Source organism: Marinobacter sp. es.048 (assembly GCF_900188435.1).
In the GTDB taxonomy this organism is placed as follows: Bacteria; Pseudomonadota; Gammaproteobacteria; order Pseudomonadales; family Oleiphilaceae; genus Marinobacter.
In genome coordinates this window covers 1,833,446-1,847,865 of sequence record NZ_FYFA01000001.1, presented here as the reverse complement: position 1 = coordinate 1,847,865, position 14,420 = coordinate 1,833,446, and the positions used below count along the sequence as shown (strand labels likewise).

Below are 14,420 nucleotides of genomic sequence, written 5' to 3'. Positions count from 1 at the left end.
TATTTGACATGAAGCACCAATGGTCGGACTCCCTGCTGGCAAAAGCCGCCAAGATCCGCCTGATTGCCCTGGATGTCGACGGCATCATGAGCGATGGCAAACTCTATTTCAGTGCCAAAGGCGATGAGCTCAAGGCGTTCAATATCCTGGATGGTCTGGGACTCAAGCAACTCATGGCAGCCGGCATTACCGTGGCCGTTATCACCGGGCGGCAGTCGCCGTTGACCGAGAAGCGCATGCGGGATCTGGGCATCCCGCATCTGATGCAGGGGCGTGAGGACAAGAAAGTGGCCTTGCAGGAACTGGTCAGCACTATGGATATCAGCCCCGAGGCCATCGCTTACATGGGCGATGATCTGCCAGACCTGCCGGCGCTCAGATTCGCGGGGCTCGGCATCACCGTGCCCAACGGTTATTGGCTGGTGCAGCAACATGCCGATTACTGCACCCGGGCCCGCGGTGGCGAAGGCGCAGTGCGGGAAGCCTGCGATCTGCTGCTGACTGCCCATGGCAAGCTGGACGCAGCGCTCGCGCCCTATCTGGAGCCTGAGGCGTGAACTGGGCCTCGGACCGGCCCTGGCTGCGCACACTGGCGCTGGCAGGCACCCTGGTGGCAGCGGTCTTTCTGCTCTGGCAAAGCGATGAGCCGCCGGTCATTGATGATGACGCAGCGGCTCTGCGAGGCGATGCGGAACCGGACGGCTTCGTGGTAAATGGCCGGTACACATCCTTCGACGAATCGGGCAACCTGAAGATCCGGTTCTCCAGCCCCCGCATTGAACAGTTTGAGGAAGGCAATCTGGCCACCATGGAATCCCCCCGAGCCGAGCTGTATGGCGGCGAGGATGCCCTTCCCTGGATTGTTGAAGCCGAGAATGGCAGCCTGCTGCAAAACCAGAATCTGGTGTACCTGACGGACAATGTCCGGATTCAGCGCACTATTGGCGAACGGGACGCCATCCTGACAACATCAACCCTGACCCTGGATAACGACCGGGGCATGGTATATACAGACGCACCCGTAGAAATACGCGACGTTACCGGTGTTACCCGGGCCACGGGCATGAAGGCGTGGATAGACGAGCGGATTCTGGAACTGAACTCCCAGGTGGAAGGACGCTATGAAACCGGAAACTAACCGATACCGGAGCCTGCTGGCTGCCCTGCTGACGGTCGCGATGGCCGGCCCGGCGGCCGCTTTCGACCTTGATTCCGACACCCCCATCAAGGTCACAGCCGACAACGCCCGCCTGGACGACGGCCAGGGCATTGCCACTTACACCGGGGATGTAGAGCTTGAGCAGGGCAATACCCGCCTGAACGCAGAACGGGTGGTGCTGTACCGGACAGAGGGCGGCCTCAGCCGGATCGAGGCCACCGGCACTCCGGCGAGATATCGGCAGCCGGCCCGAGAGGGCGAAGGCGAAACCGACGCCCGCGCACTGAACATTACCTGGTCTGCCACCGACAGCCGGCTGACCTTTGAACGGGAAGCGGTCATCGAGCAGAATGGCAATCTGTTCCGCGGCGACGTCATTCATTATGATACCGCTGGCCGGGTTGTGACCGCTGAAGGCGGCGCAGACACGGGCGAAGGCAGCGGCCGGGTAGAGATGGTAATTCAGCCACGCAGCGCCGACAGACGTTCTGACAGACAGGAATCCGATGGCAGTTCTGAGAGCCAGTAATCTGGCAAAGAGTTACAAGCAGAAAAAAGTGGTGCTCGATGTCTCCCTGGAGATCCGCAGTGGGGAAATCGTCGGACTGCTTGGCCCCAACGGCGCCGGCAAAACCACCTGCTTCTACATGATCGTGGGGCTGGTGCCCGCCGATCGTGGCCGGGTCACCATCGACAGCCGGGATATTACTCCTCTGCCCATGCACGGCCGTGCCCAGCAAGGCATCGGTTACCTGCCCCAGGAAGCCTCGGTATTCCGCAAACTATCGGTACGCGACAACATCATGGCCATCCTCGAAACCCGCCAGGGTCTGAGCAAGGCCGATAGGGAGAAAAAGCTCGAGGAGTTGCTGGAGGAGTTTCACATCACCCATATCCGGGACAGTGTTGGCATGGCACTGTCCGGCGGCGAACGCCGACGGGTCGAAATCGCCCGAGCCCTTGCCATGGAGCCGGCCTTCATCCTTCTGGATGAGCCCTTCGCCGGTGTCGACCCCATATCCGTGAGTGACATCAAACACATCATCCGGCACCTGCGGGACAAGGGTATCGGCGTGCTGATTACCGATCATAACGTGCGCGAGACCCTGGACATCTGCGAGAACGCCTACATAGTGTCCGGCGGCCACATCATCGCCTCCGGCAATGCCGAGGCGATCCTTGCCAACCAGCAGGTCAAGGAAGTCTACCTGGGCGACGAATTCAGGCTGTGACACCGAATGGCTCATTGTTTTGATGACCTGTAGCAAGTAAACTCGGCAAAGAACTTGCTAGGGTAAAGTTAAATCACGGCAAGTAACCGACATATAAAGATTTTTTTCACAACTTATGACACAAAGCGCTGATGAGTGACGGATCCTGAACCATGGTTATGAAAGCCTCCTTACAGTTAAAGCTGGGTCAGAGCCTGACCATGACACCCCAGCTGCAACAGGCGATCCGGCTTCTCCAGCTCTCTACCCTCGACCTCCAACAGGAAATCCAGCAGGCACTGGAATCCAACCCCATGCTGGAGACCTCCGAGGACGACGACCAGACAACAGACGCTGCTACCGCTAATGACGAGCGCGAAGCCAACGCCACCGAGTCTGCCGCTGAAACTGCGCCGGAACCGTCCAAAGACTGGGACGAATCCGAAAACGGCCCGGACTGGTCCTCTGAAAACGAAATTCCGGACAATATTCCGGACGATCTGCCGGTAGACACTGCCTGGGACGACATATACCAGTCCGCCCCTGCTCCTGCAGCCCGCAATGACGACGAAAACGATCACGATTTCGAAACCCGTAACTCGCCCACTGAAACGCTTCAGGATCACTTGGAATGGCAGCTCAATCTGACCCCACTGAGTGAACGGGATCAGGCCATTGCACATGCCCTGATGGACGCGGTGGATGAGCGCGGCTATCTGACAAGTGCCCTGGAAGAGATCCATGCCGGGATGCTGGATGAAAACGACGAGGACCCCCTTGAGCTGGATGAAGTGGAAGCGGTTCTTCACCGACTGCAGCATTTTGACCCTCCTGGCGTTTTCGCCCGGGATCTTCAGGAATGCCTGCTGATCCAGCTTAACCAGCTACCACCGGAAACGCCCTGGCTGGCCCAGGCACGACTGGTGATCACTCACTACATCAACCTGCTGGGCAACCGGGACTACGCCCAGTTGCTGCGCCGCAGCCGCCTGAAAGAAGACCAATTGCGGGAGGTCCTGGCGCTGATCACCGGCCTGAATCCGCGTCCGGGCGACGTTATTGACCGCGCCGAACCCGACTACGTCATCCCAGACGTCATCGTTCGCAAGCACAATGGTCGCTGGCGTGTTGAGCTGAATCCGGAAATTGCTCCGCGCATCCGGGTGAATGCCAGCTATGCTTCACTTATAAGGCGTGCGGACAGCAGTGCAGACAACACTTACCTGCGCGATCAGTTGCAGGAGGCCAAGTGGTTTATCAAAAGCCTGCAAAGCCGCAATGAGACCCTGCTAAAAGTGGCGACCCGCATTGTCGAGCACCAGCAGGGATTCCTGGATCACGGCGAAGAAGCGATGAAGCCGCTGATCCTTTCAGACATCGCCCAGGCGGTAGAAATGCATGAGTCGACGATTTCACGGGTAACGACCCAGAAATACATGCATACCCCCCGGGGCATATTCGAACTGAAGTATTTCTTCTCCAGCCATGTCAGCACTGACGAGGGCGGGGAATGCTCTTCCACGGCCATTCGCGCGATGATCAAGAAGCTGATTGCCGCCGAAACGCCGAAAAAGCCGTTGAGCGACAGTAAAATTGCAGCCATGCTAGGGGAACAGGGAATCAAGGTTGCGCGACGCACCGTTGCCAAGTATCGGGAGGCCATGCACATTCCGCCGTCTAACGAGCGCAAGCGATTGGTCTGAATACCCCTGGGGCGGGACGCAATACCATATTCGCCGGCGCACAATGCGTCAGCACCCAGACCGGCTCCCGGGAGCCGGCATGATGACAACAGGAGACGCCTATGCAACTCAATATTTCAGGCCATCACGTAGAACTGACTCCCGCACTGAAGGATTATGTTTCAGAGAAGTTCGAGAAGCTCGAGCGTCACTTTGACCACATCAGTAACTGCCAGGTAACCCTGGAAGTGGAAAAGGTGCGCCAGATTGCGGAAGCCACGTTGCACGTGGTTGGTGGTGAGATTCACGCAAAGGCAGAAAACGAGGATATGTATGCGGCCATCGACTCCCTGATCGACAAGCTGGACCGCCAGATCCTCAAGCATAAGGAAAAGAATGTAGACCGGATGCACGGAAACGGCTCTCGCTAACTGGTTGTTTTCATGCAAGTCATCTAATCGAGCTGCGACATGAGCAACGTGTCGCAGCCTTTTTTTTAACGGAAACGCAGTCGATCCATGAGCGACACATCCCTGACCATAGACAACATTCTTGCTCCGGAGCTCACCCTCTGCAGGGTACCTGCGTCCAGCAAGAAACGGGCCCTGGAGTTTATTGCCGAGCAAATAAACCATCAGGACAACACGCTCAGCGAGACCCAGCTCTTCAACAACCTGATTTCCCGTGAGCGCCTGGGCAGCACCGGCATTGGACAGGGAATCGCCATTCCCCACTGCCGCCTGGAGGGACTTGATCACGTGGTGGGCGTGCTGATGACGCTTGAAGAAAGCGTGGAGTTCGATGCAATCGACAATCAGCCGGTCGATCTGATTTTTGCCCTGATCGTCCCGAAAGAGGCTACCAGCGAACATCTGGAGCTGCTCAGCCAACTGGCCGAGAAGTTCAATGAGCGGTCGTTCTGTGATCGCCTCCGGCAATGCGAGGACGCCAGTACGCTGTACCAGCGCATGACCGCCTCGGGCGGATGATATTCATTGCAGTGGAGGTAAGGTGGTCATGAAGCTGATTATCGTCAGTGGCAGGTCCGGTTCGGGCAAGAGTACCGCACTTCATGTGCTGGAGGACCTCGGGTTCTATTGCATCGACAATCTTCCCATTGGTCTGCTCTTCCCCCTTACCCGGGAAGCAGCCAGCCAGACCAAGCCTGGTCGACTGGGCAAGATGGCGGTCAGTATCGATGCCCGCAACCTGTCCGGGGAGCTGGCCAATTTCGAGGAGATATACCGCCTCAGGACCGTATCATCTCTGACCCGACGAGCAGTCGCTCTGCACGTCCACGCACCGCAGAGCATCCGTAGTGACAGACCTCACTCCGGAGCCATACCAGCGAGATCTGCTGACCCTCTCCACTCCGACCTGTACACCACCGCATCCATGTACACTGCGGACATGTAGCACGTCGTCGTCGAAGATCAGACTGCCCTTGTAGTAGCCCCCATTTAAACCGGACACCTTGGTAGAAGCAAAGGCCTAGGCATAGACCTAGTGCAAAGGAGTGTCCAAGGTGGAGAGAATCGAAGTCATAACCGGAGTGCAACGTCGTCGCCGGTATTCCGCACAGGAGAAGGCATTCATGGTTGCTGAGTGTGAGCGGCCAGGCATGTCAGTGTCGCTTGTAGCGCGACGTCATGGTATATCAGCAAGTCTGTTGTTCCGTTGGAAGAAGCTGATGAAAGACGGTGGCATGTCCGCGATTGAATCCGGTGATGAGGTTGTCAGTGCATCCGAGGTGAAGGCCCTGAACAAAAAGGTTCGGGACCTGGAGCGGATGTTGGGCCGCAAGACGATGGAAGCTGAAATACTCCGGGAAGCTCTGGAGGTGGCTCAGTCAAAAAAGTTGATCTCGCGCATGCCGTTGCTGCCACCGGACGATACCCTCTGAAGCGGGTAGCGGAGGTACTGAAGGTATCGCGCTCCAACCTTCTGGATCGCCTTCACGGCCGCCAGAAAGGTAGATGTCCCAGATACAAAAAACAGGACGATGACCGGCATTTGCCGGTTATCAGAGAGCTGTGTGAAGTCCGTGCGGCCAATGGCTATCGAAGGATTACGGCACGCTTGAATCGGTTGCTTGCAGCCAACGATGAGCGAGTGAACCACAAGCGTGTGTACCGGCTGATGAAGCAGGATGGGCTGTTGTTGCCCCGTTACACGGGCCGGCCTCAGGAGCGTTGTCACAACGGCCAGGTCATTACGTTGAAGCCGGACCTCCGTTGGTGCTCAGACGGCTTCGAGATCCGCTGTTGGAATAAGGAGGTGGTTCGCGTGGCCTTCAGCCTGGACTGCTGTGATCGGGAACTGATGCGCTATGTGGCGACGACCGGGGGAGTCACCGCTGAGATGGTCCAGGACCTGTTGCTGGAAAGCCTGGAATACCGCTTCGGCCAGTCAGAGCATGTTCCACACCCGCTGGAATGGCTGACGGACAATGGCAGCTGCTACATTGCCAAAGAAACGCGAGCGTTCGCATCTTCTCTGGGCTTTGTGGTGTGCACTACGCCTGTGAGAAGCCCGCAGAGCAACGGCATGGCTGAGGCCTTCGTGAAGACGTTCAAAAGGGACTATATTTACCTGAACGATCTTCCCGACGCCGCCTCTGTGATGGCGAAGTTGCCGGAATGGATCGAGGACTATAACCGCAGTCACCCACACAAGGGACTGAAAATGAAATCGCCCTGGGAATACCGGGCGGAACTGGCATCAAATGAATGAGGTGGTGTCTGGTTTAGCGGGGGCAACACATCGAGGAGATACGCGCTCAGGAACGGTATCGTGAATCATCTTCTGACGCGACAGCGCTCTGCACGTCCACGCACCGCAGAAGCATCGTAGTGATGACAGACTCACTCGAGCATACAGCGAGAGATGCTGAGCTCTCAGCTTCGACTGTATGTAACACCGCATGTCATGTACGACTGCGGACATGTAGCAACGTCGTCGAATCAGACCCTTTTGTTCCAATCATTTGGCTTTAAACACGGGGTGCCTCTGGATTCCGACTACGTCTTTGATGTCCGCTGTCTGCCGAACCCTTACTGGGACACGAGCCTGCGCAAATACGTCGGTACGGATCAGCCGGTGATCGAATTTCTGGAAAAAGAACCGGCAAGCCGGAAGATGATCGAAGACCTGAAGGCATTTCTGGATACCTGGCTGCCCTCTTTCGCCGACAGCAACCGAAGCTATATGACGATTTCCATTGGTTGTACCGGCGGCCAGCACCGGTCAGTCTACGTATGCGAGCAATTGGGTGAATACTTCCGGCAACGGTACAGTAATGTGCAGGTTCGCCATACCGAACTGCCACACCTCCAGACCCGGGAAGAGATCTGATCGAACCATGATTCGCCGCCCGATTACAATTATCAACAAACTGGGCCTGCACGCGCGTGCTACGGCGAAGCTCGTCAACACGGCATCCGAATTCGACAGCGCCGTGCGAATCAGCGGCAAGGGCCGGGATGTCGACGCCAAGAATATCATGCAGGTGATGATGCTGGCCGCCAGCAAAGGGACTGATGTGGAGCTGATTGCCGAGGGACCGGACGAAGAACAGGCCATCGAGGCACTGGTGGAACTGATCAACGACTATTTCGGCGAAGGCGAATAATTAAGATGGGGCCAGTTCACTCTGACCCCTTTTTCATCTGTCCCCGAGTAAAAAAACCTACAACACAGCCTCACCGATTGCGCCTAACTCCGCTATAATACAGGCGTTTTCTGACGCCGGGTGATTCATGACCGATATTCTGGAAAAAAGCCAGGCCCGCCAGCGCCTTCGCTCCCTGAGCGAAGCCCTGGACAGTGGCGCACTGAAGCAGGTTGCCCGCATCCTGAACGGTGGCCTGAGCCCCAGTGATATTGCCCATTTGCTGGAATCCTCCCCGCCCCGGCAGCGCGCCCTGCTGTGGAACCTCGTCGACAAGCAGTTGGAAGGGGAAGTTCTCCAGTATCTGAGCGACGATATCCGTGGTTACTTCCTGAGCCAGCTGAACGCCCAGGAACTGGCGGATATCATCGAGGATTTCGAGTCGGACGACCTCGCCGACTTGCTGCAGCAGCTACCGGATACGGTGATCCAGGAAGTTCTGGACACCATGGACGAGCAGGACCGTCAACGGGTGGAGGAAGTGCTCTCCTACCCGGAGGACACCGCTGGCGGTCTGATGAACACGGACACCATTACGGTGCGTCCGGACATCAGCATTGACGTTGTGCTGCGTTACCTGCGCCGGCACCGCACTCTGCCACCCATGACCGACAGCCTGATCGTGGTCAGCCGGCGGGACGATTTCATTGGCATGCTGCCCATTACCAAAATGCTGGTATCCAACCCTGCCTCCACCGTGCGGGAAGTGATGGATACCGACATCGAGCCTATTCCCGTAAGCCTCTCCGACACCAAGGTAGCGACACTGTTTGAACGCTACGACCTGATCTCGGCGCCGGTGGTGAATGAGGAAGGCCGACTGCTGGGTCGCATCACCATCGATGACGTGGTTGACGTTATCCGGGAGGATGCCGACCATTCATTGATGAGCATGGCCGGCCTGGATGAAGACGAGGATACCTTCGCGCCGGTGTGGAAAACCACCCGTCGCCGTGCTGTCTGGCTTGGCATCAACCTGATTACGGCACTGACCGCATCCGCCGTGATCGGTCTGTTTGAAGAAACCATTGCCAAAGTGGTGGCGCTTGCAGTGCTGATGCCAATTGTTGCCAGCATGGGCGGTATTGCCGGCAGCCAGACCCTGACCCTGGTCATCCGGGGCATGGCAGTGGGTCAGATCAGCGGTGCTAACGTTGGCTGGCTGCTTAACCGGGAGTTCCTTTCCGGGATACTTAACGGCCTGCTCTGGGCCGCCGTGGTGGCAGGCGCCGCCATGCTCTGGTTCCAGGACGTGCTGATCGGTGCCATCATTGCAGCCGCACTGGTGATCAACCTGGTGGCCGCCGCGTTTGTGGGAACGGTTCTGCCACTGTTTCTCAAATCGCGCAATATCGACCCGGCCCTGGCCGGTAGCGTGATTTTGACGACCGTCACAGATGTGGTTGGCTTCATGGCCTTTCTTGGCCTTGCCACGATTTTCTACGCTTAAGCGGATCTCGGATTTATGAAAGACCATCAAGACAACGACGCGCCGGAATACGACGGCCCCAGCAAATCGCAGCTAAAACGGGAAATGCACGCCCTGCAGGACCTTGGCAAGCGGATGCTCGATCTGAGCAATGATCAGCTGGAAACGCTGCCGATCAGCGACACTCTTCGTGCTGCCATCGAAGAATCCCGGCGCATCCGCCAGAACGAGGCCAAGCGCCGGCACCTGCAATACATCGGCAAGGTGATCCGTCAGGAAGACGATCCAGAAGCCCTGGCGAAAGCCATCGACGCTTTTGATGCCGGTAGCGAGGAACATACCCGTCGGCATCATCTGGCGGAGCGCTGGCGGGACCGGATGATTGCCGATGGCGATTCCGTGGTTGGCGAGTTCTTCAGTTATTGCCCCAGTGCCGATATGCAGCACCTGCGAAACCTGGCCCGCAACGCCCGCAAGGATGTCGAGAAGCAGAAAAACACCGGCCAGGCCCGGAAACTGTTTCGCTATCTCCGGGAATGCATCGATGACGCAGAGGCAGCGTGAATTTGTGAATTACCGGGCATGAATCAGAGGGGCAGAAGAAACGTTCTTCTAACCCCACTTCCACTGCCTTCAACCTTTGAGCCGACGGTGCCCCCATACCGGCATCTGAGTGCGCAGCTTGGCCACCTGCTCCAAGTCCAGCTCGGCGGTAACCAGCCCCGGGCCTTCTCCCATTTCCGTCACCACACGGCCCCAGGGATCACAGATCAGGCTGTGGCCATAGGTCCGGCGCCGCGTGCTGTTCTGGCCGCCCTGCCCCGGTGCCACCACCCAAACCTGATTCTCGATGGCTCGTGCCCGGATCAACGGGTACCAGTGGGCATCGCCGGTCTGCCAGGTGAAGGCACTTGGCAGGCAAATCCAGTCCACCTCCTGCTCTCGCAATAACCGGAAAATTTCCGGGAAGCGCAAATCGTAACAGATAGCCAGACCCAACTTCCCCGCCGGCGTATCCACTGTGACCACCTGCTCGCCGGGCTCAAAGGTGTCGGATTCCCGGTACTGGCCATGGGCGTCTTCTACCATGGCATCGAACAGGTGAATCTTGTCGTAGCGGGCCACTTCCCGGCCCTGATCGTCAAACACCAGGCAGGTTGCGCGGACCCGGTCCGCGATCTCCGAACCGTCCGGGCGCTTGGCCACGGGCATTGATCCACCGACAATCCACATACCCAGTTTACGGGCCTGTTCCGCAAGGAATGTGCGGATAACGGGTTCTGTGCCGGCTTCCTTGCGGCCACACTCAATCATCTGGCTGGTTGCCAATACCGCGAAATTCTCTGGCAGCACCGCAACAGACGCTCCCTGTCCAGCGGCCTCCGCCAGCAACCGCTGTGCTTCCGCCAGGTTGGCTTCGATATCATGACCGCTGACCATCTGGATGGCTGCGACCCGGTTGGAAACACGCTTGCTCATGACTGCCTCCGATGTTGCCAAACGAAAAGTTATTCGCCGGTGTCAAATACCCTTTGCAGGTCCACTTCCGGTTCGTCCCACGTGCCGGTCACACTGTAGGTTGCGCTGGTCAGTCTGCTCAAAGGATCACCCAGAATCTTGTCCAGCACAAACAAAGCACCACCAATCGGCGCTCCTGCCCCCATGAGGAGTGCCGCCAATGGCAGGTTCTGGGTCAGCGGTAACACAACCACAAGCCGCATATCCAGCTCCTCGCTGGCCATATTGGTCGTGCCACTGAGCTTGAAGGCCCCTGACGGCCCCGCAATCTGCAGTTCCGGATCCATAGTCAGCAACCCATTGATAATCTGTGCCTTGCCCGAGATCGCGTCAAAAGCCACACCACGCTCATACAGATCGGAAAAGTCGAGCTTCAGCCGGCGCCATAGTGTATCGGAGTTCAGCAGGTTGAAGACCCGGAACAGTTGGGCCGTGTTGTTTCGTTCGAGGATCACACCCTCATCCAGTCTGAGGCTAACCGAGCCACTGAGCTCCGGTATGGAAAACTCATCCGGACGGCCGGGCCACTCCAGATCCAGCTCGATGTTGGTGCCCTGATTGGTGACCGGCATCTCGGTATTTAACAGTTTATTCAGATCTGCCAGCGCACCGCCGCTGATTGAGCCCTTGAACCGGCTCGTTTCACGGTCGCCGACGATGCTCCAGGTCATATCCCCCAACAGCGTCAAGGAATTCAGGCGACCTTCTATGTCATTCACTTTCAACCGGAAGGGTTCGGGGCGAAGCCGGAAAGCCCATTGACCGAGGGATTCCTCATTCAGCTGAAGTTCAACGATCGACACATCAATCTCGGGCCAGCTGCCCATATCCAGCGCCCGGAAGGCTTCCAACTGCTCTTCCAGCGTCAGTAATTCCGGCGAATCATCACGGGGTGCCTCGCTGCGAACAAGCCGAAGCCGCTGAAAATCGGCCTTCACGGTATCGCCGTTCTGCGGGATTACCAAGCGGCCTTCTGCGCGTTGCGAACTGGTGTTAACCACCCAACGATCATCAAGATCGAGCGCGTTTATATCGATGTCGTTCAGGACCTGTGTACCGACATGGAGGCGATCCAGGCGCAAATCAAATCCGGTCTCCTTCCACAACAGATCGAAAGTGGCCCGGTTCGCCCAGTCGCCGGCAATCCCAAGGCCGCCACTGGCGGATGGATTGATGGTCGCCCGCAACGGCGCCGCCTCACTCGCTGTTTTTGACAGCGGTTCTGGCCAGTCAACTGCCAAACCCTCGAGACTGGAGCGCACACGGATACCGGACGTTGACTGGGCCCCCACTTCCAGTTCCGCGGTATAGGCGACCTTGCCCTGCAGGCCAAAGCCGGAGTCGGTTGACAGCCCAGCCCTGGCGAAAACCTCGGGCACGAGGAGCGAGCCGGACTGGCGAATGCTGAGCGCATTCCCGGCGCGAGCCTTGCTGAAGGCTATGGTTACCGGCTCACCGAAAAATTCCGCAGCCAGGGGGCCGCCGGAGAATCCGTCTTCACTGTGATAGGTCAGCTCACCACGAACCGATTGCCAGGCTAGCCCTGCAGCCTGATAGGATACTGCCCCCTTCTCGACATCAATACTCGCCTCAACCACAGGCGGCTGTTCAGAACCCAGCGGCAGATCAATACCCAGATCCAGTCGATACTCACCGTCATACTGCAGTTTCTGTGCCTCAGTCCCTGCGATGTCACCCAATGGACTGTTCTCCATCCAGTAACCAACCGACTCACCGGGCACCAGAGCCGAGGCATCCACCTTTATCCGGGTACCTTGATCTGACGGAATAACACGGACGTTTCCGGATCCAAGGTCCAGGCCTCCGGTCCGGCCTGACTCGAGACGGACCAGGGTGTTTCCATTATGAACCCTGACATTGCCCCGGGCACCTGTGACTTCCGGCCAGGCGTCATCATAGCGGACGGATGCCTGATCAAATTCAAAGATCATCGAGGTCACGAAAGCCCCCTTCGGCGCATCCGGGCCTATCTGGCCGTGGCCGAAGAAGGTTCCCGAGGTGATATCTGCCTCGAGAATGGCCGTGGTGAGCCAATCATACAACCCCTGGTTGACCGCTTTGACCGGAACAAAATCTGCCAGCATTCCGGCGTTGCCGTTTTTCACCGAAACCCTCAGACCAAGGTTATCCTCGCCCTCGCGGTCCATCCTCAGATCAAAAGCACCGTCGAGTTCTGTGGTCTCGCCGTAACGCATCCGAACACCATCTGAAAACACCCGGGTAATGGCGCCATCCAGCTGCCAGGCCACCGCGCCCTCGAACACCGGGAATGACCAGGCGCCACCGAAAAGCCTGGGAAACTCGAGAGAGACAGGCGACTCTCCGGCCGCAACCCGAACATAACCCTTCTGCCGGTCCAGAAAGATGTCTCCGTTCACCGCGGTGACGCCCGGTGCGCCGCCGTGGGCTCTGACACTGACCTCACGCAAACGTCCGGAGAGCTCAAAGTCCTCCGGTGCGCCCTCGGGGAAGAAGATGTTCAATTGATCCAGATAGCCGCCGGGCCGATAGTCTCGCAAAGCCCTGAGTGCGCGCTCCGGCAATAACGGAAGCCGCGCTGCGAGGCGGCGGGTGGGCGCAAGCGGCAGGGCATCGGCAATAACGGACATACCTCCCTCCGAGGGCGCCAGGCGGAGACTGAAAGGAGAAACCACATCGCCGTCCCAGGTCCACTGGAGCTGCTTCAGATGCCACTCCCCGAGAGCAAATGCGCCGGACTCGACCAGGGTCTCATCGGTCATCACACTGTCGTGGCGACGCCAGCCAAATCTTGCCTGGATGTCTTCCAGGGGCGCCAGGGATTCATACCCGACACCCAATTGCAGATAAGGTGTTCGAACCGTTCCGGTCACCTGTTGCAGAAGGCCGTTGCGAAACGTTAGCCAGGCCTCACCGCCAAGATCGAACCCTTCCACCCGGAGCGTCCGCCACTGGTATTCGTCGATCAATCCGTCGAACAGCCGGCCCGAATCCACATCAAGATACAATTGGCCGGTGAAATCGCCCCGGAAAAAGTGCCGGCCTACCAGGGCAAAGCTGGCCAGCTGCTGGGTAGTACCGGACTGCATGGCCCGGCCTGAGGCATGGAAGAGCCCGCGCCGGTAGTCCAGATCCAGTTGGGGAATGTCCAGGTGGCGAAGATTGCCCTGATTGTCCCGGATACCCAGATTAACGCGGGTAATCTTGACATAGGGGTCGGACAGCCAGTTGCCGGCAAGCTCCAGCCATTCTTGAAGCTGGTTACTGACAGGTTCCGGAATCTCAGCACCCCGGACCGCCACATCGCCGCCGCGCTCCTGATTCACAGTGAGTTCCAGGCCGTCGGCCTGAAAATCCTCAAACACGATTCTCAGGCGCGTCAGCGAAGCGAGCGCATCAAAGCGGATATTCAGGTGCTGAAGGTCGGCAACAACAATTCCGGTATCAGGATGACTGATCTGGATGTCACTGACCGTGAACGAGGGATCCAGCCAGTACCATTGGGAGGAAAGCCCCCCGATGGTGACATCGTGACCCAGCCGATCTGAAAGCTCGCGCGCCAGATCTTCCCGGAAGTTGTCCACGTTCTGGGTCAACTGGCGACCGAGCCCTGCGTACAGGGCCAGCAACACGAGCAGCGTCAACAGCATCCACCAGATCAGGCTGGCCAGCCGCGCCAATAGCCGAACGGGAGGACTCTCGGGCAGGTTCTCCGGAAGCGGCGGTTCGTGATCAGCAGAGGACATCCGGG

At 58.1% G+C, this 14,420-nt stretch carries 13 protein-coding genes and 2 pseudogenes; 13 read left to right on the top strand and 2 right to left on the bottom strand.

Features of this window, described 5'->3' with window-relative positions; translation table 11 throughout:
• The first annotated feature begins 8 nt into the window (after nucleotides 1-8).
• The 13 genes and pseudogenes from kdsC to yjgA all read left to right on the top strand — a co-directional run bounded on the left by kdsC (nucleotide 9) and on the right by yjgA (nucleotide 9,715).
• On the top strand, nucleotides 9-557 hold the full coding sequence (gene kdsC / locus CFT65_RS08550) for a 3-deoxy-manno-octulosonate-8-phosphatase KdsC (protein ID WP_088827627.1): 549 nt from the start codon (nucleotides 9-11) through the stop codon (nucleotides 555-557).
• Nucleotides 554-1,138 carry an LPS export ABC transporter periplasmic protein LptC gene (gene lptC / locus CFT65_RS08545; protein ID WP_088827626.1) on the top strand — a complete coding sequence of 195 codons (585 nt, stop codon included), beginning with the start codon at nucleotides 554-556 and terminating at the stop codon, nucleotides 1,136-1,138. Before kdsC ends, lptC begins: the two co-directional genes overlap by 4 nt.
• Complete coding sequence (lptA, locus tag CFT65_RS08540; RefSeq protein ID WP_088827625.1) at nucleotides 1,122-1,688, top strand: lipopolysaccharide transport periplasmic protein LptA; 567 nt, start codon at nucleotides 1,122-1,124, stop codon at nucleotides 1,686-1,688. Before lptC ends, lptA begins: the two co-directional genes overlap by 17 nt.
• Nucleotides 1,666-2,391: an LPS export ABC transporter ATP-binding protein gene (gene lptB / locus CFT65_RS08535; protein WP_088827624.1), complete on the top strand. Its 726-nt coding sequence runs from the start codon at nucleotides 1,666-1,668 to the stop codon at nucleotides 2,389-2,391. The genes lptA and lptB overlap by 23 nt, the downstream gene beginning before the upstream one ends.
• Before the next feature lie 158 nt (nucleotides 2,392-2,549).
• The gene (locus CFT65_RS08530) at nucleotides 2,550-4,073 is read left to right on the top strand and encodes an RNA polymerase factor sigma-54 (protein WP_088828194.1); all 1,524 of its coding nucleotides are present in this window, start codon (nucleotides 2,550-2,552) and stop codon (nucleotides 4,071-4,073) included.
• Between the two features lie 101 nt (nucleotides 4,074-4,174).
• Nucleotides 4,175-4,483 carry a ribosome hibernation promoting factor gene (gene hpf / locus CFT65_RS08525; protein WP_088827623.1) on the top strand — a complete coding sequence of 103 codons (309 nt, stop codon included), beginning with the start codon at nucleotides 4,175-4,177 and terminating at the stop codon, nucleotides 4,481-4,483.
• Nucleotides 4,484-4,570: 87 nt separating this feature from the next.
• Nucleotides 4,571-5,041, top strand: coding sequence for a PTS IIA-like nitrogen regulatory protein PtsN (gene ptsN / locus CFT65_RS08520; RefSeq protein ID WP_088827622.1), 471 nt, complete (start codon nucleotides 4,571-4,573; stop codon nucleotides 5,039-5,041).
• A gap of 28 nt (nucleotides 5,042-5,069) precedes the next feature.
• A pseudogene (locus CFT65_RS08515) lies at nucleotides 5,070-5,300 on the top strand (RNase adapter RapZ); the annotation flags it as partial.
• A 277-nt stretch (nucleotides 5,301-5,577) separates the two neighbouring features.
• A protein-coding gene (locus tag CFT65_RS08510; RefSeq protein ID WP_088826071.1) for an IS3 family transposase occupies nucleotides 5,578-6,785 on the top strand; the annotation gives its coding sequence in 2 pieces (ribosomal slippage) (nucleotides 5,578-5,905 and nucleotides 5,905-6,785; 1,209 coding nt in all).
• A 237-nt stretch (nucleotides 6,786-7,022) separates the two neighbouring features.
• Nucleotides 7,023-7,406, top strand: a pseudogene (locus tag CFT65_RS08505) (RNase adaptor protein RapZ); the annotation flags it as partial.
• 7 nt (nucleotides 7,407-7,413) lie between these two features.
• Nucleotides 7,414-7,683 carry an HPr family phosphocarrier protein gene (locus CFT65_RS08500; RefSeq protein ID WP_088827621.1) on the top strand — a complete coding sequence of 90 codons (270 nt, stop codon included), beginning with the start codon at nucleotides 7,414-7,416 and terminating at the stop codon, nucleotides 7,681-7,683.
• 127 nt (nucleotides 7,684-7,810) lie between these two features.
• On the top strand, nucleotides 7,811-9,172 hold the full coding sequence (mgtE, locus tag CFT65_RS08495) for a magnesium transporter (RefSeq protein WP_088827620.1): 1,362 nt from the start codon (nucleotides 7,811-7,813) through the stop codon (nucleotides 9,170-9,172).
• 15 nt (nucleotides 9,173-9,187) lie between these two features.
• Nucleotides 9,188-9,715 (top strand): ribosome biogenesis factor YjgA, encoded by a 528-nt coding sequence (yjgA, locus tag CFT65_RS08490; protein WP_088827619.1) that lies wholly within the window; start codon nucleotides 9,188-9,190, stop codon nucleotides 9,713-9,715.
• Nucleotides 9,716-9,784: 69 nt separating this feature from the next.
• Here the strand turns inward: yjgA and CFT65_RS08485 are convergent, their stop codons facing one another.
• Together CFT65_RS08485 and CFT65_RS08480 are read right to left on the bottom strand one after the other, a co-directional pair.
• On the bottom strand, nucleotides 9,785-10,630 hold the full coding sequence (locus CFT65_RS08485; RefSeq protein ID WP_088827618.1) for a carbon-nitrogen hydrolase family protein: 846 nt from the start codon (nucleotides 10,628-10,630) through the stop codon (nucleotides 9,785-9,787).
• A gap of 29 nt (nucleotides 10,631-10,659) precedes the next feature.
• Nucleotides 10,660-14,415, bottom strand: a complete 3,756-nt coding sequence (locus CFT65_RS08480) for a YhdP family protein (protein WP_088827617.1) — start codon at nucleotides 14,413-14,415, stop codon at nucleotides 10,660-10,662.
• Between the last annotated feature and the right edge of the window lie 5 nt (nucleotides 14,416-14,420).

Coding starts and splice junctions, on each gene's coding strand:
- CFT65_RS08480 (WP_088827617.1), bottom strand. CDS start 14,415: ATGTCCTCTGCTGATCACGAACCGCCGCTTCCGGAGAACCTGCCCGAG.
- mgtE (WP_088827620.1), top strand. CDS start 7,811: ATGACCGATATTCTGGAAAAAAGCCAGGCCCGCCAGCGCCTTCGCTCC.
- CFT65_RS08500 (WP_088827621.1), top strand. CDS start 7,414: ATGATTCGCCGCCCGATTACAATTATCAACAAACTGGGCCTGCACGCG.
- hpf (WP_088827623.1), top strand. CDS start 4,175: ATGCAACTCAATATTTCAGGCCATCACGTAGAACTGACTCCCGCACTG.
- lptB (WP_088827624.1), top strand. CDS start 1,666: ATGGCAGTTCTGAGAGCCAGTAATCTGGCAAAGAGTTACAAGCAGAAA.
- yjgA (WP_088827619.1), top strand. CDS start 9,188: ATGAAAGACCATCAAGACAACGACGCGCCGGAATACGACGGCCCCAGC.
- kdsC (WP_088827627.1), top strand. CDS start 9: ATGAAGCACCAATGGTCGGACTCCCTGCTGGCAAAAGCCGCCAAGATC.
- CFT65_RS08530 (WP_088828194.1), top strand. CDS start 2,550: ATGAAAGCCTCCTTACAGTTAAAGCTGGGTCAGAGCCTGACCATGACA.
- CFT65_RS08485 (WP_088827618.1), bottom strand. CDS start 10,630: ATGAGCAAGCGTGTTTCCAACCGGGTCGCAGCCATCCAGATGGTCAGC.
- lptA (WP_088827625.1), top strand. CDS start 1,122: ATGAAACCGGAAACTAACCGATACCGGAGCCTGCTGGCTGCCCTGCTG.
- ptsN (WP_088827622.1), top strand. CDS start 4,571: ATGAGCGACACATCCCTGACCATAGACAACATTCTTGCTCCGGAGCTC.